The sequence below is a fragment of the Micromonospora sp. NPDC047707 genome (genome assembly GCF_040704235.1).
In the GTDB taxonomy this organism is placed as follows: Bacteria; Actinomycetota; Actinomycetes; order Mycobacteriales; family Micromonosporaceae; genus Micromonospora.
The window spans coordinates 15,405-35,469 of the sequence record NZ_JBEYSU010000041.1; the positions used below are offsets into that span (position 1 = coordinate 15,405).

Annotated in this window: 20 protein-coding genes; 11 read left to right on the forward strand and 9 right to left on the reverse strand. The window is 74.0% G+C overall.

Annotation, left to right across the window (positions count from 1 at the left end; genetic code table 11):
* The first annotated feature begins 106 nt into the window (after positions 1–106).
* The 3 genes from AB0873_RS28190 (at position 107) to AB0873_RS28200 (ending at position 2,851) form a co-directional block, all read left to right on the forward strand.
* Positions 107–370, forward strand: coding sequence for a DUF6343 family protein (locus AB0873_RS28190; protein WP_366603446.1), 264 nt, complete (start codon positions 107–109; stop codon positions 368–370).
* Between the two features lie 12 nt (positions 371–382).
* Entirely contained in the window at positions 383–1,798 is a 1,416-nt protein-coding gene (locus tag AB0873_RS28195; protein ID WP_366603447.1) for an NADP-dependent succinic semialdehyde dehydrogenase, read from the forward strand.
* 87 nt (positions 1,799–1,885) lie between these two features.
* Positions 1,886–2,851, forward strand: coding sequence for a TIGR03885 family FMN-dependent LLM class oxidoreductase (locus tag AB0873_RS28200; protein WP_366603448.1), 966 nt, complete (start codon positions 1,886–1,888; stop codon positions 2,849–2,851).
* A gap of 35 nt (positions 2,852–2,886) precedes the next feature.
* Here AB0873_RS28200 and AB0873_RS28205 read toward each other — a convergent pair whose 3' ends face one another.
* Positions 2,887–3,414, reverse strand: coding sequence for a GNAT family N-acetyltransferase (locus AB0873_RS28205; RefSeq protein ID WP_366603449.1), 528 nt, complete (start codon positions 3,412–3,414; stop codon positions 2,887–2,889).
* A gap of 132 nt (positions 3,415–3,546) precedes the next feature.
* Between AB0873_RS28205 and AB0873_RS28210 the strand changes: the two genes are divergently transcribed.
* On the forward strand, positions 3,547–4,293 hold the full coding sequence (locus tag AB0873_RS28210; RefSeq protein ID WP_155332891.1) for a hypothetical protein: 747 nt from the start codon (positions 3,547–3,549) through the stop codon (positions 4,291–4,293).
* Positions 4,294–4,305: 12 nt separating this feature from the next.
* Here AB0873_RS28210 and AB0873_RS28215 read toward each other — a convergent pair whose 3' ends face one another.
* A complete protein-coding gene (locus AB0873_RS28215; protein WP_366603451.1) occupies positions 4,306–4,623 on the reverse strand; it encodes a hypothetical protein in 318 nt (105 codons plus the stop codon).
* 153 nt (positions 4,624–4,776) lie between these two features.
* Entirely contained in the window at positions 4,777–5,019 is a 243-nt protein-coding gene (locus AB0873_RS28220; protein WP_366603453.1) for a hypothetical protein, read from the reverse strand.
* A gap of 325 nt (positions 5,020–5,344) precedes the next feature.
* Here AB0873_RS28220 and AB0873_RS28225 point away from each other — a divergent pair, with 325 nt between their 5' ends.
* Complete coding sequence (locus AB0873_RS28225) at positions 5,345–5,782, forward strand: GNAT family N-acetyltransferase (protein WP_366603456.1); 438 nt, start codon at positions 5,345–5,347, stop codon at positions 5,780–5,782.
* Between the two features lie 163 nt (positions 5,783–5,945).
* Here the strand turns inward: AB0873_RS28225 and AB0873_RS28230 are convergent, their stop codons facing one another.
* Positions 5,946–8,549, reverse strand: a complete 2,604-nt coding sequence (locus AB0873_RS28230) for a glycoside hydrolase family 9 protein (RefSeq protein WP_366603458.1) — start codon at positions 8,547–8,549, stop codon at positions 5,946–5,948.
* A gap of 211 nt (positions 8,550–8,760) precedes the next feature.
* Between AB0873_RS28230 and AB0873_RS28235 the strand changes: the two genes are divergently transcribed.
* A complete protein-coding gene (locus AB0873_RS28235) occupies positions 8,761–9,486 on the forward strand; it encodes a protein phosphatase 2C domain-containing protein (protein WP_155332887.1) in 726 nt (241 codons plus the stop codon).
* Between the two features lie 4 nt (positions 9,487–9,490).
* Here the strand turns inward: AB0873_RS28235 and hrpB are convergent, their stop codons facing one another.
* From hrpB to AB0873_RS28250, 3 genes are read right to left on the reverse strand one after another with little or no spacing between them, the layout of a single operon-like run.
* A complete protein-coding gene (gene hrpB / locus AB0873_RS28240; protein WP_366603460.1) occupies positions 9,491–12,025 on the reverse strand; it encodes an ATP-dependent helicase HrpB in 2,535 nt (844 codons plus the stop codon).
* A gap of 56 nt (positions 12,026–12,081) precedes the next feature.
* A complete protein-coding gene (locus AB0873_RS28245) occupies positions 12,082–12,276 on the reverse strand; it encodes a DUF397 domain-containing protein (protein ID WP_155332885.1) in 195 nt (64 codons plus the stop codon).
* Positions 12,277–12,315: 39 nt separating this feature from the next.
* Positions 12,316–13,158, reverse strand: coding sequence for a helix-turn-helix transcriptional regulator (locus tag AB0873_RS28250; RefSeq protein ID WP_155332884.1), 843 nt, complete (start codon positions 13,156–13,158; stop codon positions 12,316–12,318).
* Positions 13,159–13,299: 141 nt separating this feature from the next.
* Between AB0873_RS28250 and AB0873_RS28255 the strand changes: the two genes are divergently transcribed.
* From AB0873_RS28255 to AB0873_RS28265, 3 genes are read left to right on the forward strand one after another with little or no spacing between them, the layout of a single operon-like run.
* On the forward strand, positions 13,300–13,929 hold the full coding sequence (locus AB0873_RS28255) for a GPP34 family phosphoprotein (RefSeq protein WP_366603462.1): 630 nt from the start codon (positions 13,300–13,302) through the stop codon (positions 13,927–13,929).
* A gap of 41 nt (positions 13,930–13,970) precedes the next feature.
* Complete coding sequence (locus AB0873_RS28260; protein WP_155332882.1) at positions 13,971–15,488, forward strand: APC family permease; 1,518 nt, start codon at positions 13,971–13,973, stop codon at positions 15,486–15,488.
* Entirely contained in the window at positions 15,485–16,075 is a 591-nt protein-coding gene (locus AB0873_RS28265; protein WP_155332881.1) for an N-acetyltransferase, read from the forward strand. Before AB0873_RS28260 ends, AB0873_RS28265 begins: the two co-directional genes overlap by 4 nt.
* Before the next feature lie 122 nt (positions 16,076–16,197).
* On the opposite strand, the gene AB0873_RS28270 is transcribed toward AB0873_RS28265, so the two are convergent.
* A complete protein-coding gene (locus AB0873_RS28270; RefSeq protein WP_366603464.1) occupies positions 16,198–17,025 on the reverse strand; it encodes a SigB/SigF/SigG family RNA polymerase sigma factor in 828 nt (275 codons plus the stop codon).
* Positions 17,026–17,402: 377 nt separating this feature from the next.
* On the opposite strand from AB0873_RS28270, the gene AB0873_RS28275 reads away from it, so the two are divergent.
* A complete protein-coding gene (locus tag AB0873_RS28275) occupies positions 17,403–18,155 on the forward strand; it encodes a hypothetical protein (protein WP_366603466.1) in 753 nt (250 codons plus the stop codon).
* Here AB0873_RS28275 and AB0873_RS28280 read toward each other — a convergent pair.
* Positions 18,104–19,693, reverse strand: coding sequence for a phospholipase D-like domain-containing protein (locus AB0873_RS28280; RefSeq protein WP_366603468.1), 1,590 nt, complete (start codon positions 19,691–19,693; stop codon positions 18,104–18,106). The two genes, AB0873_RS28275 and AB0873_RS28280, sit on opposite strands and share 52 nt — an antisense overlap.
* Positions 19,694–19,826: 133 nt before the next feature.
* Here AB0873_RS28280 and AB0873_RS28285 point away from each other — a divergent pair, with 133 nt between their 5' ends.
* On the forward strand, positions 19,827–19,955 hold the full coding sequence (locus AB0873_RS28285; RefSeq protein ID WP_272948774.1) for a hypothetical protein: 129 nt from the start codon (positions 19,827–19,829) through the stop codon (positions 19,953–19,955).
* The last annotated feature ends 110 nt before the right edge of the window (positions 19,956–20,065 follow it).

Sequence of the window (20,065 nt, forward strand, 5' to 3'; positions counted from 1 at the left end):
ACGGGACCGCCGGGCCCGGCACGGAATACCCGGCGGTGGGGACGCCATCCCCCGGAAACGCCGGGGCGCGCGGGTTAAGCGCGGTGTGGGCGGGTAGGTCGGGGTGATGACGAGATCGCAGCCCCGGCGCGCCCGTGGCACGGTCGGCCACGCCTACAGTGCGCTCAACCTCCGCCTCCTGCTCGCCGGCTTCGGCCTGGTCACCATGGCGATCTTCGCCGTGCTGGCGTTCCGGGCCGAGGTGGTGTGGCTGGGCGTCCTCTGCGCGATCTTCGCCGTGGTCGCCGTCGTCGACCTGGTGATCATCCAGCGCCGTCGTGCCGCGCGCCGCCGGGAGGAGCCGGGCGCGCGGCACTCGCTGTTCGAGTGACAGGAGTACGAGATGCCCATCGCCACCGTCAATCCCGCCACCGGACAGACGCTCAAGACGTACGACGCGATGTCGGCCGAGCAGGTCGACGCCGCGATCGGGCGGGCGGACCTCGCGTACCGGCAGTTGCGCGACACCACCGTCGAGCAGCGCGGCCGGTGGCTCACCGCCGCCGCCGACCTGCTGGAGGCCGAGCGGGACGAGACCGCGCGGCTGATGACCACGGAGATGGGCAAGACGTACGCCGCGGCGCAGGCCGAGGTGACCAAGTGCGCGACCGCCTGCCGCTTCTACGCCGCGAAGGCGGCCGAGTTCCTCGCCGACGAGCCCGCCGACGCGAAGGCCGTGCAGGCGGCGCGGGCGTTCGTCCGGTACCAGCCGATCGGGCCGGTCCTCGCGGTCATGCCGTGGAACTTCCCGCTGTGGCAGGTGATGCGCTTCGCCGCCCCGGCGTTGATGGCCGGCAACACCGGCCTGCTCAAGCACGCCTCCAACGTGCCGCAGACCGCCCTGCTGCTGGAGGACCTGTTCCGTCGCGCCGGCTTCCCCGAGGGGGCGTTCACGGCGCTGCTGGTCGGCTCCGAGGCCGTCGACACGATCCTCAGCGACCCCCGGGTGCGGGCCGCCACGCTCACCGGCAGCGAGCGCGCCGGCCGCTCGATCGCGCAGATCGCCGGCCGGGAGCTGAAGAAGACCGTACTGGAACTCGGCGGCAGCGACCCGTTCGTGGTGATGCCCTCGGCCGACCTGGACCGGGCCGCCGACGTCGCCACCACCGCACGCTGCCAGAACAACGGCCAGTCCTGCATCGCCGCGAAGCGCTTCATCGTCCACACCGACGTGTTCGACGCCTTCGCCGAGCGGTTCGCGGCGCGGATGTCCGCCCTGAAGGTCGGCGACCCGATGGACGACGCCACCGACGTCGGTCCGCTGGCCAGCGAGGGCGGCCGCGACGAGATCGACGCGCAGGTCCGCGACGCCGTCGACCGGGGCGCGACGGTCCTCTGCGGCGGCGAGAAGCCGGCGGGGGAGGGCTGGTACTACCCGCCGACCGTGGTCACCGACCTGACGCCGGAGATGCGCATGTGGACCGAGGAGGTCTTCGGGCCGGTCGCCGGCCTCTTCCGCGTGTCCTCGTACGAGGAGGCGATCGAGGTCGCCAACGGCACCTCCTTCGGCCTGGGCTCCAACGCCTGGACGCGGGACCCGCGTGAGCAGGAGCGGTTCGCGGTCGACCTGGACGCCGGCAACGTCTTCGTCAACGGCATGACCACCTCGTTCCCCGACCTGCCGTTCGGCGGCGTGAAGAACTCCGGCTATGGGCGGGAGCTGTCGGCGCTGGGCATGCGCGAGTTCTGCAACATCAAGACGGTGTGGGTGGGCGGCGAGGGCGGGAGCACCGCCTCGGCGGGCGCCCACGCCGAGTGACGCGTTAAAAGGGCCCCTTGTACAAAACCAGTCGTTAACAAGGGGCCCTTGCTTACCGCCGCCCGGCGGTGGGTAGGGAACGACGACATGACGGTGTTCGGGTTCCACGCGTCCCACGAGCAGATCCACCCCCGCGCCCTCCTGGACGCGGTGGTCCACGCCGAGCGGGCCGGGTTCGGCGCGGCGATGTCCTCGGACCACTTCTCCCCGTGGAGCGCCCGCCAGGGCCACTCCGGGTTCGCCTGGTCCTGGCTCGGCGCCGCCCTCCAGGCCACCAACCTGTCCTTCGGCGTGGTCAACGCGCCCGGCCAGCGGTACCACCCGGCCATCATCGCCCAGGCCGTCGGCACCCTCGCCGCCATGTACCCGGGTCGGTTCTGGGCCGCCCTCGGCACCGGCGAGGCGAGCAACGAGCACATCACCGGCGACGGTTGGCCGCGCAAGGACGTCCGCGCCGCGCGGCTGCGCGAATGCGTCGACGTGATCCGCGCGCTGCTCGCCGGCGAGGAGGTCAGCCACGATGGCCTGGTCCGGGTGGACCGGGCGCGGTTGTGGACCCGGCCGGAGGAGCCCCCGGCGCTGGTCGGCGCGGCGGTCAGCGTCGAGACCGCGCGCTGGTGCGCGGAGTGGGCCGACGGGCTGATCACCGTCAACGCGCCGGCCGACCACCTGCGGCGCATGATCGACGCGTACCGGGACGCCGGCGGGCGCGGTCCCCTGCACCTCCAGGTGCACGTCAGCTGGGCGCCCGAGCAGGCCGAGGCCGAGGCGATCGCGTACCACCAGTGGCGCAGCAACGTGTTCGCCCCGCCGGTCTGCTGGGACCTGGAGATGGTGGACCACTTCGACGTGGTGTCCGCCGACGTGCCGATGGCCAAGGTGCACGAGGTCGTCAACGTCTCCGCCGACCTGGGCCGGCACGTCGGCTGGCTGGCGGAGTACGTCGATCTCGGCTTCGACCAGATCGCCCTGCACCACGTGGGACAGGAACAGCGGGCGTTCATCGACGCCTTCGGCGCGGAGGTGCTGCCGAAGCTGCGTACCGCCGGCTGAGCGGTGGTGCTTCGTCGACGAGGAGACCGGCCGACTCAGCCCAGCCGCCGCGCCAGGACCTGACCCGGCCAGGGCGCCCGGCCCGGCCGCTTGACGGTGAACGGCTCGGTGCGGGTGAAGCCCTGCCGCTCGTACCAGCGCACCAGCGCGCCGTCGCTCCCGGCGTAGCAGTCGACCCGCAGCAGGTCGACGCCACGCTCGCGGGCCAGGTCCGCCGCGTGCGCGAGCAGCCGGCCACCGATCCCGTGCCCGGCGTGCGCACGGTCGGTGACCAGCAGGTTCACGTACAGCTCCGGTTCCGTGGCGGGTGGCACGTAGTCGGTGGCCGAGCCGACGACCAGCGCGCCGACGGGGCGCTGGCCGAGCTGCGCCAGCCACAGCCCGCCGCCGTTCGCCCACGCGTCGGCCTGGGCCGTGCGGCGGGGGTCGGTCGACGCGGGTTCGCTGCCCCACTGGCCGGTGCGCCCCCGGGCGACCAGCCAGGCGGTCGCGTCGTCGAGCAACCGCAGCACGGCGTTGGCGTCCGCCGGGCCGCCGGGCCGCAAGGAGAGATCATCGGTCACGGGTCCATCCTGCTGCACGCGTGTCCGTGCCGGAACCGGCCCTTGGAGGTGCCGGCGAACGTCCAGGATCTGGCGCGTCCGGCCGTTTGCGACGATCGGTGGGACAGCGACTTTTTCGGGTACGCGCCGCCAATGGCCGAACTGCTCGAGGACGGGGACATCTACTTCCTCTACCGCCCGCGCGTGCAGGAGGAGCACGTCGACTCCCTGGCCGAGGTGCAGCGGCTGTTGGTGATCATGCATCCGTGGCAGGGGCGGCACCTGCGGCTGCTGGTGGTCGGGCGCAAGCGGCTGCCGGACATCGACGAGCACGACCGGTTCTGGGCGTTCGTCGACGAGGTGGTGGACCGGCCCGAGCAACTGCACGGGACCCTCCGGGCGCGGGAGTACCGGACGAGGACCCGCGGCGAACGGGAGCAGCCGCCGGCCCGGCCGGTGGCGGAGGGCGCGTACGTCATCGCCCGGCACGACGACCACACCCACCTCGCGTACCAGCTGGAGCTGCCGTTGCGTCCCGGCGCGGCACAGCACGAACTCAGCATCGAGCCGGAGGCGAGCTACATCGTCACGGTGAAGAACCCCGAGGCGCCCTCGCCGCCCGGGGTGGGCCTGCGCGGCGCCCGGAAGGCCACGCTGCCCGCCGCGCTGCGACGCCGGTTCCACGGCCGCCGGTTCGCCCCGGTCGACCCGCCCGGTTTCCTCGACCACCCGGGGACCGAGATCGTGCTGATCGGCGCCGCCCACGACGCCTCCGAGGAGCTGCGGATCGACCTGGACGCGGAGGTCGAGCGGGCGGAGCGGAGCACGATCTTCGGGGATCTGCGGATCGGGCGCCGGGAGCGCCCCGTCGCGCCGCTCTTCGTCGGCGAATGGGAGTGAGGGGGAACGCGGTCAGGGTGGTGCGGGGCCGGGCGTCGCGGGCGCGCGGCGATCGGCGAGGGCGCGCCGGGTCAGCGCCGGCACGGCGAGACCGGTGACCGCGAACAGCACACCCAGGCCCAACCAGCCGGCCGTGCCGCCGCCGAGCACCACGACCGTCAGCAGGGCCGGACCGATCGCGCGGGCCAGCCCGGAGAGCAGGCCGTCCACGCCCTGGTTGGCCCCGACCGCGTCCGGCGCCGCGAGGTCGTAGGCGAGCCCGGCACCGGCCGTGCCGTGCCACAGGTCCCCGATCGTGTACCCGACGGTGGTGGTCAGCAGCAGCCCCACCGCCAACGGCAGGGGGCAGGCCGGCCGTGGCGGCGTACAGCGGCGTGGTCGCCGCCAGCACGAGCCCGGCGTGACGCATCCTGGTCGCCGCCGGACCGGCCTGGTTCACGCCCCGGCCGAGCCGTACCGCCAGCAGCACGGTGAGCACGGTGTTCACCAGCAGCACCGCCGACACCGTGACCGGCGGTGCGCCCCGACCACCCACAACGGCAGCACCAGGGTGAGCACCACCCAGTGCAGGGACAACACCGCCGACGCCCCGCTCACCGCGAGGAAGGGCAGGTCGCGCAGGGGCCGTCCCGGCCGTCGCGGCCCGGTCACCGGCCTCGGCGGGAAGGCGGGCAGCCGCATGAGCAGCGCCGCGGAGGGCAGGTACGTGGCGGCGTTGCCGACCACCAGCAGGTCGTACCCGCCGGGGTGTCCGCCGCGAGCGCGAGCCCGGCCAGCGCGGCGCCGACCGCGATCCCCACGTTCGCCATCGCGCGCAGTGTGGCGAAGGCCTGTACCCGCCCGTCCGGCCCGGCCACGGCGGCGATCAGGGCGGCGCGGACGGCCAGGTTGCCGGAGACCAGGAGCGCGTCCAGCACGGCCACCACGGCGGGTGCGGCGCCGGCGGGACGCTGCCGTCGCCCCACCGTCGATCGCCATGGACCGACCGTAGGTCCCGTCTGTCCGGGGTAGGGTGCCCGGCGGACGCGACACCGGTCACAGCGGAGGAACGATGACGCCCGAGGTTCGTACGGCGCGACCCGACGACGCGCCGGCGGTCACCGCCCTGATCGGCGAACTCGGCTACCCGGCGGAGACCGGCGAGGTCCACCGCCGGCTCGCCACCCTGCCGCCCGGGCATGTCGTGCTCGTGTCGGTCGAGGGGGAGCGGGTGACCGGCTGGCTGCACGCCCGGCACGGCACGAGCCTGGTGCACGGTGACCGGCTCGAGATCGTCGGCCTGGTCGTCGCCGCTGACCGGCGGGGGGCCGGTGAGGGCGGCTCGCTGCTGGTCGCCGTCGAGGAGTGGGCGCGCGACCGGGGGCTCACGGCCGCGCAGGTGCTCTCCGGCAGCGAACGGAACGCGGCACACGCCTTCTACCGGGGGCGTGGGTTCCGCACGGTCAAGACCGAGCAGGTCTTCGTGAAGTCGCTCGTCGGGGAGCGGTGAGCTCGTGGGTGGTCGCAGCCGGTGACGACGACTCCGGGCCGCACGGAGGAGGCGGCACGTTCACGGAAAGTGCTGCCTCCCAGGCCGAGGAGACAGCACTTTCCGTGACGTTGCGCGGATCTTGCGGGTGCTGGCCGCCCGGGCCCGCACCCCGCCGCCGGGGTCAGGACGTGCAGGGTCTGCCGTTCAGGGTGAACAGGCCCGGCGTCGGGTTGGCGCCGCCGCCGGTGCTGCCGTTGAAGCCGAAGGTCACCGAGCCGCCCGGCTTGATCCGCGCGTTCCACGACTGGTCCGTCGCCGTGACCGTCGCCCCGGACTGGGTGACCTTCGCCGACCAGGCATGGCCGACCTTCTGGTCGACGGTGAAGGCGAACCGGAGGCGCCAGCCGTCGACCGCCGCTGTGCCGGTGTTGCGGACGGTCACCTGGGTGGTGAACCCGCCCGGCCAGCTGCCGTGCGTGGTGTACGTGACCGCGCAGCTCGCCGGCGGCACCGCACCGGCGTCGCCCTGGTCGGCCAGGAACGACGCGATCCAGGTCAGCGCCGAGTTCCAGTTGATCGCGACCTCGTTCGTGGCGTACGAGTTGATGTCGTCGACGTAGCAGAACATCGGCTTGCAGCCGGCGAGCAGCTGCGCGGCGAACGGGTCCTGCAGGGCGGCGTTCGGCCCGCCGGCGAGGGAGCCGACGGGCGGCTTCGGCAGGTCCGGGTCGAGCTGGTGGGCGAAGATCCGGCTGTGCTGGTTCTCCGCCGCGTGCTCGCCCCACCCGGTCACGTACGAGATGTTGAGCGCGTTGCGGCCGAGGATGTAGTCCATCGCCTGCACCGCGCCGTCGCGGTAGGTGGTGTCGCCGGTCAGGTCGAACGCGGTCGCCAGCACGACGGCGTTGTTGACGACGTTGCTGTTGCCGCCCCAGAAGTAGCTTCCGGCATCCCCGGGCAGCGGCAGCCCGTACGCCTGCCGGCCGATCTCGGCGAGGTGGGCGTCGGCGGCGGCGGTGACCGAGGCGCGGATCCGGGACCGTTCGGCTGCCGGCAGCCCGCTCGGCACGGTGGCCAGGTCGAGCCGGCCGAGTGCGGCCACCCCCTGCCAGCCGAAGCCACGGGCGTCGAACACGTCCCCGGTGTGGTGCGGGGACGCGGTCACGTCGGCCAGGTACGCCGCCGCGCCGGTGGTCAGGTACAGCTCGGCCGCGGCCCAGTAGAACTCGTCGGTGACGTCGGTGTCGTCGTACGCCCCGCCGCCGGTGCTGTCGGTCGGGCTCGCGTACCGGTCGGGGTTGGCCACGGCGGCGGCGTAGGCCGTCTTCGCGGCCGTGAGGCAGCGGCCCGCGAAGGCCGCGTCGTACGGGGCGAAGAGGCGCGCGCACTGCGCGGCGACGGCGGCCAGGTTGAGGGTGGCCGCGGTCGACGGCGGGTGCAGCTCGCGCGGCTGCGGGTCGTCCTGGGGTTGCAGCGGCAACCCGGTCCACTGCCGGTCGTGGATCTTGTGGTGGGCCATCCCGGCGAGCGGCTTCCCGGCCGGGACCTGCATGCGCAGCAGGAACTCCAGCTCCCAGCGGGCCTCGTCGAGGATGTCGGGCACCCCGTTGCCGCGCTCCGGCACCCGCAGGGTGTTGTCGCCGAGCGCCGCGCCGCCGTCCGCGGTGGCCGCCGTCTTGGTCCGCTCGAACGTGCTCAGCAGCTGGTACGTGGCGATACCGCCGTTGACCACGTACTTGCCGTGGTCGCCGGCGTCGTACCAGCCGCCGCGCACGTCGAGGGTGTAGTCGCAGACGCCCGGCTGGCAGGGCACCTCGGTGTCGCCCTGGTTCGGGGCGACACCGACGTGCCCGGCGGGGCGGGCGTACTCCTCGCCGAGCAGGTCGCCGTCGATGGCGATGCCGCTGCGCTGGGCGTAGAAGAACTGGACGGCGTCGGAGCGGTGCCGGTCGTACAGGGCGCCCGAGACGTCGAACGGGTGGCTGGTCTCCCCGTCGGCGGTCAGCGTCAGGCCGGCGGTCGGCGCCCGGTACGCGGAGAAGTCGATCGTGTGCACGTTCTGCCCGGAGGCGGCGTCGACCCCGCGTGGGGTGGTGTCGCCGCTGGCCACCACGTCGCCGGAGGCGGCGCGGAGCTGCCACGGCAGCGTTTCGGCGGTGTCGGTGACGAGCGCGGCGTGCTTCGGCCCGCCGGGCAGGTAGCCGACCTGGTTGACGCGGACGCGGGGCCCGGTGTCCGGCACGTACGGCTCGGGCGGGTTCCCGCCGCGCAGCGAGACGTTGTCGAGGCAGACGGTCTGTTCGGCGGCGCTGCCGCCGACCTGGAAGATCAGCTGGGCGGCGGGGTTCTCGTCCGACACGGTGAACGTCTTCTGCACCCGGGCGGGGGTGCCGGTCGCGGTGGCGTCCACGCTGGCGTACGTGGTGTAGGGGGCGCTGCCCAGTTGCAGGACGGCCTTGACCGCCGTGCCGGGCGTGGCGGAGACGTCGAACCCGAGCGTGTACTCGGCGCCGGCGACCAGCGGCACGCCGTCCTGGCCGATGCCGGCGTCCCACGGGTTGGCCAGACCGCCGGGGACGGTGGTGCAGAGCCGGCCGTCGGTGACGCCGAGCGCGCCGGTGCCGTACGAGAACCAGGGTGACACGCCGGCGCTGAAGTCGCCGTTGTCGATCTGTTCGGGGGCGTCGGGTGGTGGTTCGGCCTGGGCGGGACCGGCGGCGGCGCCGGTCAGCGCCACGGTGGCCGCCGCGGCGAGCAGGGCGAGGCGGCGTCGGGATGGCGTCACGGGACTTCCCTCCGGGACGGGACGGTGCGGGCGGCGGTGAAACTGGGAGCGCTCCCAGCTCTTGGCCGATGTTTCCAGCGCCCGGCACCCCTTGTCAATCGATCCGGCTTGATGAGCCGAACGGACCGGCGGACGTGAGATTCGACGCGCCACGCCGGTGGTCCCGATCTCCTAGAGACAACGGCACCCTCGGCCTGGCAGGCTGCCTCCCATGACCCTGAAGCTGCGTTCGTTCGGCACGAGCGACCGTGGGCTGATCCGCAGCGGGAACCAGGACGCGCTCTACGCCGGCACCTGGCTCGTCGCCGTCGCCGACGGGATGGGCGGCATGGCGGCCGGCGACCTGGCCAGCGCCATCGCGATCAACTCGGTCGGTCCGCTGGACGCGGAGACTCCGGAGGACGCGCTGGTCGCCGCGTTGCAGAGCGGCATCCAGCTGACCACCGCCCGGATCCGGCAGGCCGTCAGCGAGGACCCGGAGCGGCAGGGCATGGGGACCACGCTGACCGCGCTCCTGTTCGCCCGGACGGGCAGCTGCCTGGCGCTCGCCCACGTCGGCGACTCGCGGGCCTACCTCTTCCGGGAGGGCGTGCTCAAGCAGATCACCCGGGACGACACGTTCGTGCAGATGCTCGTCGACCAGGGCGTGATCACCCCGGACCAGGCGAGCAGCCACCCCCGGCGGGCGGTCGTCACGCAGGCGTTACAGGGCGACGAGGTCTCCCCGACGTACGCCACGATGGTGCCCTGGGCCGGGGACCGTTGGCTGCTCTGCAGCGACGGCCTGTCCAACGTGGTCCGGCCCGACACCCTCGCCGAGGTGCTCGGCGGGTACCCGGACCGGGCCGAGTGCGGCCGCAAGCTGATCGACCTGGCGCTGCACGCCGGCGGCCCGGACAACGTCACCGTCATCGTCGCCGACGTGGTGGAGGAGTGACCCGTCAGCGTCGCCGCGGGGTGGTGTGCCGGGTCGGTTCGGCCGCCGTCGGGTCCTCCGGCCACGGGTGGCGCGGGTAGCGCCCGCGCAGCTCCGCCCGCACCTGCGGATAGCCGGACCGCCAGAAGGACGCCAGGTCGCCGGTGACCGCGACCGGCCGCCCGGCCGGGGAGAGCAGGTGCAGCAGCACCGGTACGCGCCCACCGGCGACCCGGGGCGCCTCCCGCCAGCCGAACGTCTCCTGGAGCTTCACCGCCAGCACCGGAGCCGCCGGGTCGGTGTAGTCGACCCGCACCCGCGAGCCGCTCGGCACGGCGATCCGCTCCGGTGCCAGCTCGTCGAGGCGGCCGGCGAGCGGCCAGGGAAGCAGCCGGCGCAGCGCGGCGGTGACGTCGACCCGGGCCAGGTCGGCCCGGCGGCGGGCGGTGGCCAGCTCCGGCCCGAGCCAGACCGGCGCGGCGCCGAGCAGCGCGTCGTCGTCCACGGCGGGCCACTCGTCCCCGAGCGCGGCGCGGCAGAAGGCCAGCCGCTCGCGCAGGGCCCGTGCCGCCGGCGTCCAGGTCAGCAGGTCCAGGCCGGTGCGGCGCAGCCCGTCCAGCAGGGCGGTGGCCACCTCCTGCGGGTCGGGGCGGGCCAGCGGGCGCTCGACCAGGTCGAGCGCACCCAGCCGGACCACCTCGCGGGCCACCACGTCCGTTCCCGACCAGGCCACCTCGCGCGCCGTGGCCAGCAGCGGCCCGCCCGCCTCCCGGGCGGTGGCCTCGTCCACCGGGGCGGCCAGCCGGATCCGCGCGGCCGGCGCGCCGGGGGAGCGGTCGGCCACCGCGACCGCCAGCCACGCCGACCCCGCCAGCGCCGACCCGGGCGCCAGCTCCGCCGCGGTCCCGCCGGTCATCAGGTACGCCGAGCCGCCCGGCCGTCGCGCCCGGGCCAGCCGCTCCGGGTGGGCGAGACCGACCACCAGACCGGCCGCCAGATCGTCGGGCAGGTGGTCGCCCCGACGGGCCGCCGCCCCGCCCGCCGTCGGCCTGGCGGCTGCCGGCAGGGCGGCGCGCAGGCGGCGTACCTCCGCTCGCCAGCGGGCCGTGGCGGCGGCGTCGGCGCCCGTGCGGAGCCGGCGCCACGCGGCGGTCAGATCGTCGCCGGGACCGGCCACGGTCTCCTCGGCGAGCAGCGCGACGATCTCGGCGGCCCGGTCCGCGCCCACCCGGACCGCCCCGTCGAGCAGCGCCCGGGCCAGCCGGGGGTGGGCGCCGGTCGTGGCGATCGTCCGGCCCCGGTCGGTGATCCGGCCGTCCCGGTCGAGCGCGCCGAGCGTGGTGAGGGTGTCCCGCGCCACGGTGAGGGCGGCGGGCGGCGGGGCATCGGGCAGCGCCAGCCCGCGGCCGTCGGGCGCGCCCCAGGCGGCGAGGTCGAGTGCGAACCCGGTCAGGTCGGCCGTCGCGATCTCCGGCTCGGGCTGCGCGGCCAGCCGTTCGTGCGTCGCCGCCGACCAGCAGCGGTAGACGTGACCGGGCGCCTCCCGGCCGGCCCGCCCGGCGCGCTGCGTGGCGGTTGCCCGCGACACCGGCACGGTCACCAGCGCGCCCAGCCCCCGGGCCAGGTCCGTCCGGGCCACCCGGGCCAGCCCGGCGTCGACCACCACCCGTACGCCCGGGACGGTCAGGCTGCTCTCGGCCACCGCGGTCGCCAGCACCACCCGTCGCCGCGGTGACGGACGCAGGGCGGCGTCCTGGTCGGCCGCCCGCTGCCGGCCGTGCAGCGAACGCACCTCCACGCCGGGACGCAGGTCGGCGAGGCGGCCCGCCACGGCGGCGACCTCGCCCACACCGGGCAGGAACACCAGCACGTCACCGTCGTGCTCGCGCAGCGCGCGCCGGACCGTGGCGGCGACGTGGTCGAGCAGCGCCGGGTCGACCCGGCCGGCACCGGGCGGGGCGACCGGTCGGGGCGGCGGGGCCCAGATCCGGGTCACCGGATGCAGGGCCGAGGAGGCCCGCACCACGGGCGCGGGCGCGTCGCCGCCGAGCAGCGCGGCCACCCGGTCCGTGTCGGGGGTCGCCGACATGCCGAGCAACCACAGGTCGGGGCGGAGCGCGGCGCGGGCCTCCACCGCGAAGGCGAGCGCCAGGTCGGCGTCGAGGTGGCGTTCGTGGATCTCGTCGAGCAGGACGGCGTCGGTGCCGGCCAGCTCCGGGTCGCGGTGCAGCCGGCGGACCAGCAGCCCGGTGGTGACCACCTCGACCCGGGTACCCGGGCCGGCCCGCCGTTCCCCGCGCACGGCGTACCCGATGCGCTCGCCCACCTGCTCGCCGAGCAGCGCGGCCATCCGGTGCGCGGCCGCGCGGGCGGCGACCCGGCGCGGCTGGGCCACCAGCACCCGGCCGGACACCTCGTCGGCCACGGCGAGCGGCACCAGGGTCGTCTTGCCGGTGCCGGGCGGCGCCACCAGCACACCGGTGCCGGTGCTACGCAGTGCCCCGACGAGCGCCGGCAGCGCCGGGCGAACCGGCAGGTCGAGCGGGACGTCGGAGAGCACGGGACAGTCTCGCACCCGGACGCCGGCGGGCGTCGACACCGGCCCCCGAAGGTGTGTCAGCCGGCGCGTACCCGGTCGACCCCGGAGACGAAGGCCCGCCAGGCCGCCGGCGGGAACGCCAGCACCGGCCCCGGCCGGTCCTTGCTGTCCCGGACCGCGATCCGACCGTCCACCGTGGCCACCTCGACGCAGTTGCCGTTACCCACACTGCGGCTGCTGATGCGCCACTTCGCCCCGTCGAGCGCGGTCATCGCGTACCTCTCGTCCGTGTCGGCGTGCCACCTCGGCGGTCACGCAAAGTTACGAGAAGCCTCCGTCAGACGTGCCTGGGACGCCTCCGGACGAAGCGCCAACCGGCGCAGCTCCTCGTGCACCAGGCTATACCCGGCGACGTGCCCGGCCTCCTCCAGAGCCAGGCCCGTCGTGAGATTCTCCAGGTAGACCACGGCGGCGTCGGCCGCGTCGGCGAACGTCAGGACGACGTACGGCGCGCTCATCGCGGGGTGCCCGCCAGCGGAGAACGGTAGTACCTGGACGGTGACGTTCGGTAGTTGAGCCACCTTCGCGATGTGCGCCAACTGGTCGGCCATCACGGCGCGGCCGCCGACCGGGCGGCACAGCACCGCCTCGTTGAGCACCACCGACAGCTCCACGGGGTCGTCCCGGCGCAGCACCTCCTGGCGGCGCAGGCGCGCGGCGACCTTCCGTTCGAGGCCCTCCTCGCCGGCGGTGCGCCGGAAGACCTCCCGCGCGTACGCCTCGGTCTGGAGCAGGCCCGGCACCGCCTCGGCCTCGTACGTGCGCAGCGTCGCCGCCTCCGCCTCCAGTCCGACGTAGAACTCGAACCACTCCGGCAGCACGTCGCTGTAGTTCTGCCACCAGCCCCGCTGCTGGGCGCCGCGGGCGATGTCGATCAGCGCCTCGGCGTCCGCGCCGGTCACCTGGTACAGGGCCAGGGCGGCGCGCACGTCGCGCGGCTTGATGCCGATCTGGGCGTTCTCGATGCGGGACAGGTTGCTCTTGGACATGTCCAGCTGCCGGGCGGCGACATCCAGGGTCATGCCGGCCCGTTCGCGGAGCTGGCGGAGTTCCCGGGCGATGCGGCGGCGGCGGACGGTCGGGCTCGCGGTCACCCTCCGAGTCTGGCACGACAAGATCCGCAGGTCGCGCGGACACGGAGTGCAACCGGCGAAAGCGGGAGTTGCATTGCGCATCGGCCGGGTGCATCCTTGCCCGGTTGCGATCACTGTGGACGATGCTACGGGAGGGGCCGGTTGCTCATCGCCGACGAGTTCTTCCTGATCGCTCACAACGACATCCGGGGCAAGGCGAAGCTGCATCCGACCGCCACCGGCCTCGGGCTCGCCGGCGGTCTGCTCGGGGAGCTCGTCCTTCACGGACACGTCACCGTCTCCGCCGGCCTCCTCTCGATCGTCAACCGGCGTCCGCCGGCGGACGCCCTCGCCCACACCGTCCTCGACCAGCTCGTCGGGGAGTCCCAGCACCAGTCCGTCCGCACCTGGCTCACCTTCCTCGCCCAGAGCGCCACGACCTCGGTGGGCGAGCGGCTGGCGCGGGCGGGTGTGCTGCGCCGCCAGGAGAGCCGGCGGTTGCTTCGCACCACCGTCTCGTACGTCCCGCTCGACCCCAACACGGCGGCCTGGCCCGCCACCCGGCTACGGGTGCTGCTGGAGCGGTCGGAGCCCGCGCCGACCCTCGCCGACGCGCTGCTGCTCGGCCTCGTCACCGCCGCGGGCCTGAGTCGCGAGGTGCTGTGGTCCGCCGGCCCCCGGGCCCACCACCGGCTCTCCGCGCTCGTGGCCGCCCTGCCACCACCGCTGAAGGAGTTGGTCGCGCACACCGAGGCCGCGGTCGGCGCCGCGGTGCTGCGCGGCGTCCCCTGACCCGGCACACCCCTCATCCCCCCTCGAACCGGGAGCCGCGCATGTCCTCCACAGCAACGACCGAACGACCGAGCAACGTCTCCGAGGCGCTGGCCCGCGGGCGGCTCGGCGTACCGTCGGTGATCTTCTTCGTCCTGTCCGCCGCCGCGCCGCTGACGGTCGTGGCCGGGGTGGTGACCACCGGATACGGCGTCATCGGCGTCCTCGGCATCCCGGTGGCCTTCCTCGCGGTGGCCGCGGTGCTCGCCCTCTTCTCGGTCGGGTACGTGGCGATGGCCCGCCGGCTCGCCAACGCCGGTGCGTTCTACGCGTACGTGTCCCGGGGGCTGGGCCGGCCGGCCGGCGTCGGCGCCGCCTGGGTGGCGCTGATCGCGTACAACGCCCTCCAGGTCGGCCTGTACGGTGCCATCGGCGCGGCCGCGGAGCCGGTGCTGGACCGGCTCTTCGGCGTCACCGCGGCGTGGTGGCTGGTGGCGCTGGTCGCCTGGGCGATCGTCGCGGTCCTGGGCCTGCTGCGGGTCGACATCAACGGCCTGGTCCTCGCCGCCCTGCTGGTCGCCGAGATCGCGGTGATCCTCGTGTTCGACCTGGGCCAGCTCGGCAACCCCGCCGACGGCCAGGTCAGCTTCGCCGCGCTCGCCCCGGACAACCTCCTCGTCCCGGGGGTCGGCGCGGTCCTGGTGCTGGCGATCCTCGGTTTCGTCGGTTTCGAGTCGGCCGTGGTGTTCAGCGAGGAGAGCAAGGATCCACGCCGGACGGTGCCGATGGCCACGTACCTGTCCATCGCGATCATCGCGGTCGTCTACGCGCTCTCGTCGTGGAGCATGACGGTCGCGGTCGGGCCGGACCGCATCGCCGAGCAGGCCGGCGAGCAGAGCGTCGCGCTGATCTTCAACCTGGCCGGGGAGCACCTCGGCGACACCGTCGCCACCATCGGCCAGGTGCTGTTCCTGACGTCGGTGCTGGCCGCGATGATCTCGTTCCACAACACCACCGCCCGCTACACCTTCGCCCTCGGCCGGGAGCGGGTGCTGCCGGCGGTCTTCGGGCGGACCTCGCCGCGGACCGGGGCGCCCCGGGCGGCGTCCCTCGCGCAGAGCGCCCTCGGCATCGTCGTCATCCTGCTGTACGCGGTCAACGGGTGGGATCCCGTCGTGCAGCTCTTCTACTGGGGCGGCACCAGCGGCGGCTTCGGTGTCCTGCTGCTGATCGCCACCACCTCGGTCGCGGTGATCGCCTACTTCGCCCGCGGCGGAGGGGACGAGACGCTGTGGCGGCGGGCGGTCGCACCGGGGCTCGCCGCGCTGGCGCTGGCCGGCGTCGTCACCCTCGCGGTGGTCAACTTCGCCGACCTGCTCGGTGTCGCCCCGGACCACGCGCTGCGCTGGGGGGTTCCGATCGCGTACGTGGTCGCCGCGCTGGTCGGCGTGGTGTGGGCGCTGGTGCTGCGGGCGAGCCGGCCCGACACGTACGCCCGGATCGGCCTCGGCGCGGAGAGCGCGGCGACGATCCTGCCCGAGCGCCCGGAGACGCCCGAGCGGGCGGAGGTCGCGCGTTGAGCGCCCTCGCGGTCGAACGCCTGGGCCCGGCGGAGACCCGGCTGGTCGCCGAGCGGATCGCGGAGGCGTTCCTGGTGCTCGACGCGCCCCGCTGGCTGGTGCCGGACGAGAGCAAGCGGGAGCCGGTTCTCGCCGGGCAGTTCGAGATCCTGGTCGACCACGCGATGCGGCACGGCCTGGTGTTCGGCACCGCCGACCGGGCCGGCGTCGCGGTCTGGTTCCCGTCGGTGGGGGAGCCGGCGCCACCGCCGGAGGACTACGACGCCCGGCTGGCCACGGCGTGCGGCGAGTGGACCGAGCGCTTCGCCCACCTGGACGAGCTGTTCGCCGCGAACCACCCCCACCCGGACCACCACCACCTGGCGTTCCTGGCCGTACGGCCGGACCGTCAGGGCCAGGGGGTGGGCAGCGCCCTGCTGCGGCACCACCACGCCTGGCTGGACGCCAACGGGATCCCGGGTTACCTGGAGGCGGCGAGTGAGATCGGCGTCGAGCTGTACACGAAGCACGGCTACCGGGTGCGTGAGCCGTTCCGGCTGCCCGACGGCACCCCGTTCTGGCCGATGTGGCGCGAACCGCTGAGGTGAAAGGAAGGGCCCCTTCTTAACGCCTGGCGTTGTAGAAGGGGCCCTTGTTAACGCCCGCTGCGGCGGGCCCTAACGCGACGGTGGCCGGGCCCGCCGACCCGGCCACCGTCCTCGCCGCCGGCTCAGTACGTGCCGTCCAGCTGCCCACGCAGCTTGGTCAGCGCCCGGGCCAGCAGCCGGGACACGTGCATCTGGGAGACGCCGATCTGCTCGGCGATCTGCGACTGGGTCAGGTTGCCGTAGAAGCGCAGGGTGAGGATCTTCTGCTCGCGCTCGTCGAGGGTGGCCAGCGCCGGGCCGAGCGCGACCCGCAGCTCCGCCAGCTCGAACTCGCCGTCCTCGCCGCCGAGCAGGTCGCCCAACTCGGTGGCCCGGTCGCCGTCGCCGGTCGGCGTGGACAGCGACACCGCGTTGTAGGCGCGGGCGCCCTCCAGGCCCTCCAGGACCTCTTCCTCGGTGATGTTGAGGTGGGCGGCGATGTCGGCGACGGTCGGCGAGCGGCCAAGGCTCTGGAGCAGGGAGCTGTTGGCGTCGGAGATGGCCAGCCGCAGCTCCTGGAGGCGGCGGGGGACCCGGATGTCCCACGTGCGGTCACGGAAGTGCCGCTTGAGCTCACCGATGATGGTGGGGATCGCGTATCCCGCGAAGTCGACCCCGCGCGACGGGTCGAACTTGTCGATCGCCTTGATGAGCCCGACCGCGGCGGTCTGGGCCAGGTCGTCGGTGGGCTCGCCGCGACCGCTGTAGCGGTGCGCGAGGTGGTTGGCGAGCGGCAGCCAGGCCTCGATCGCCTTGTCGCGCAGGGCGGCGCGGGACGGGTGGTTGGCCGGCAGCGCGGCCATCGCGTTGAGCAGGTCGGCGGCGCTGTCGGTGAGCGCGCGCGGGTCGAGCTTCTCGGTGGAGCTCGGTACGGCCTTCGTCGCGTGTTCGCTGATCGTTGGCGCGGTCATGGGTGGTCCTCCCTGCACCTCGTCCGCGGATAAAGACGTGACGCTTAGGTTTAGCTTCAGATGTCCGTTCGGAAGTCACCTTAGCCTGATCGTCTCCCCGAAATCTAGCCGAACGGCTGATGTACTTAAGTTACTTTCAATCATGAACCGGGTTTAAGCGGACAGAAACCCATCGGATTGTGAGCCTGATCATCCGCTTCTTCGTCCGACCGGCCGCTGACCGGACATGCGGGCCGGGGCGACCGGTCGGTCCGCCGCCGCCGCCGAGTGGTCGGCCCAGCTCAGCAGAGAGGCTCCTGCTGTCGACTTTCCGTCGTTGTCCCATGCACGGGACCAGTCGTAGCGTCACCAGTGACAACAGTGGCACCGGAGGCAACGTGCTCGACCCGTCCGCTCCCCAGCTCGTGGTGAACAGCCGCACGCTCTACTTCAGCTGGCTCCCGGCGGACCCCGACGCGGTTGCCGCGATGGTGCCCGCCGGCCTGCGACCCCGCCCGGACCGGCAGGTCTTCATGAACCAGTACGTCGTCGACGACGCCAGCCAGACGTCCGGCTTCGGGGCCTACACGCTGACGTACGTCGGGGTCTCGCTCGTCGGGATGGATGCGCCCGGCGGGGAGAGCCCCGGCGGCTGGTGGACGCACTACATCACCTCCAGCGAGCCGGTCCGCGAGTACGCCGCCGCCCGCGGCGCCCCGGCCGTCCTCGGACGGACCACCATCGGCAGCGAGAACGGCCTCCTCGTGGCCGAGACGATGATCGGCGGCGTCCCGGTGATCCGGGCGCGTTGCCAGGTCGGCGAGGCCGGGCAGATGGTGAGCAGCGGGCACCACCGCTACTTCACCGCCCACGGAGGGCGGCTGCTCAACGCCGTCTACCCGTACGTCGCCGAGCCGGTCACCCCGTTCGTCGTGGAGTCCGTGGAGTTCCTGGACCCGGCGCACCCGATCTACGCGCTGCGCCCGGAGAACCCGCTCACCATCGGGTTCGGCTTCTACGCCCCCCGCGCGTCGTTCGCGTACCCGGGCGGGCTGACCGAGTACGTCGGCGAGCCCGAGCCGGTCGGGGTGGGCGCGGGTCACCAGGTGCCGGCGCGCCGGGCCGGCAGTGGCCTGCCGTCGGGGTCGTAGACCAGCCGGTACACCGGCAACGCCCAGGCCCGGACGTACCAGGGCAGCCGCTCCGGCCGGTGGGGCCGCAGCCGCCCCGGCGGGCGCGGGCCGACCCGGCCGCCGTCGTACCACCGTTGCAGCGCGTCGGCGGCGGCCGTGACGGCAGCGACCGCGTCGGCCGGGTCGAGCAGGTCGGCGTCCCCGCCACCGTCGGGGTCCCGGTCGAGGTGCTCGCGCAGGAGCCGCAACCGGAGGTTCCGGGCGAACAGCCGCGCCCCGTCGCCGGTGCCGGCGGGGTCCACCGGGTCGCGGTGGTCGCGGGTGTCGTCGACCACCGCGCAGGACAGTTCGCTGTCGTGCGTCCAGGAACGGCGGTTGAAGTTGTCGCTGCCGACGCTGGCCCAGAAGTCGTCGACGACGCAGACCTTGGCGTGGACGTACACCGGCGTCCCGGCGTGGTTCTCCAGGTCGAAGACGTGCACCCGGTCCGGCGCGGCCTTCTCGCACAGCGACAGGGCCTGCTCCCGGCCGACGGTGTTCGGCGGCAGCGCCAGCCGGCCGTCGACATCGGGGTATCGGGGGACGACGGCGATCAGGTGCAGGTCCGGCTGCTCCCGCAGCGCCCACGCGAAGAGCTCCGCCACCTCGGTCGACCACAGGTACTGGTCCTCCAGGTAGATGAGGCGGCGGGCCCGGCGGACGGCCTTGGTGTAACCCCGGGCCACCGTGCGCTCGCCGTCCGGCGCGAACGAGTAGCGCGGGCGCACCGCCGGGTAGGTGCGCAACACCTGGACGTGGTGGGGACCGCACGGCGGCGGGTCCGGGGGCTGGTCCGGCAGCGGGTCGGGGCGCAGGTCCGCGCCGCGCAGCCGGTCCCGCAGGTATGCGAGCGGGTTCTCCGAGTCCAGCGGCATCGGGTCGGTCCACCGTTCCCGGAAGGTGGTGTCGAGGGCGCCGACCACCGGGCCACGGACGGCCAGTTGCACGTCGTGCCACGGCGGGCGGTCGCCGTACCGGGCGGACATCCGGACCGCCTGCGGGTCGCCGTGGTGGTCGGCGTCGTCGCGCCGGCTGTGGCACAGGTCGATGCCCCCGGCGAAGGCGATGTCGCGTTCGGGAGAGCGGAGGTGCCGCAGCACCACCAGCTTCTGGTGGTGCGAGCCGCCGCGGCGGACCCGCTGGTCGAGCAGCACCTCGCCGCCGGCGGCGCTGACCGTCTCGCTGAGGTTCCGGTTCTCCTCCTCGCTGTACGCCAGCACGTCGAGGTGCGAGCGCCAGATCAGCCCCTTGACGATCACCCCGCGCTGGGCGGCCCGCGCGAAGAGTTGGGCCACGGTCGGGCCGCCCGGCCGCATGCGCTGGTCGGGGTCGCCCCGCCAGTCGGTGAAGAAGAGGTGGTCGCCGGCCTCCAGGGTCTCCACCTCGTTCACCAGCCGGTCGAAGTAGGCGGCACCGTGAATTAACGGCTCGGCGAGGTTTCCGCTGGTCCAGACGGGTAACTCTGACCTCGGGTTGGCGCGTTCGCCTGCGGAGAGGAACCACTCCTGGGGTACCACGTTTCCCACCCTCCCCAGTCGGACGACGTCGGTGGAAACCCCCGCCGAGGGTCCCCGGCCCGCCGGCACGACCGGAAGGCCGTCCCACGGCATACCCAACCGATCTTGGCGCGAAAACCGAGGAGGCCACACCATGCCCGGCGAGACGACGAACTCCGTGACCGAGTACCGCGAGCAGGCGGTCGAGGGCGAGCGGGGGGCGCTGGTGGCCGTGTTGGTGATGGTGGTCCTCGGCGTGGCGGGCATATTCGCCGTGTCCTGACGGGCGGACGTCGGCGGGGCCGTGCTCGACGGCGGAGTCGAAGACCTGCTGCACCCGGTGCACGTGCGAGGCGAACGAGGCCACGATGATCCGGCCCCGGGCCTTCTGGA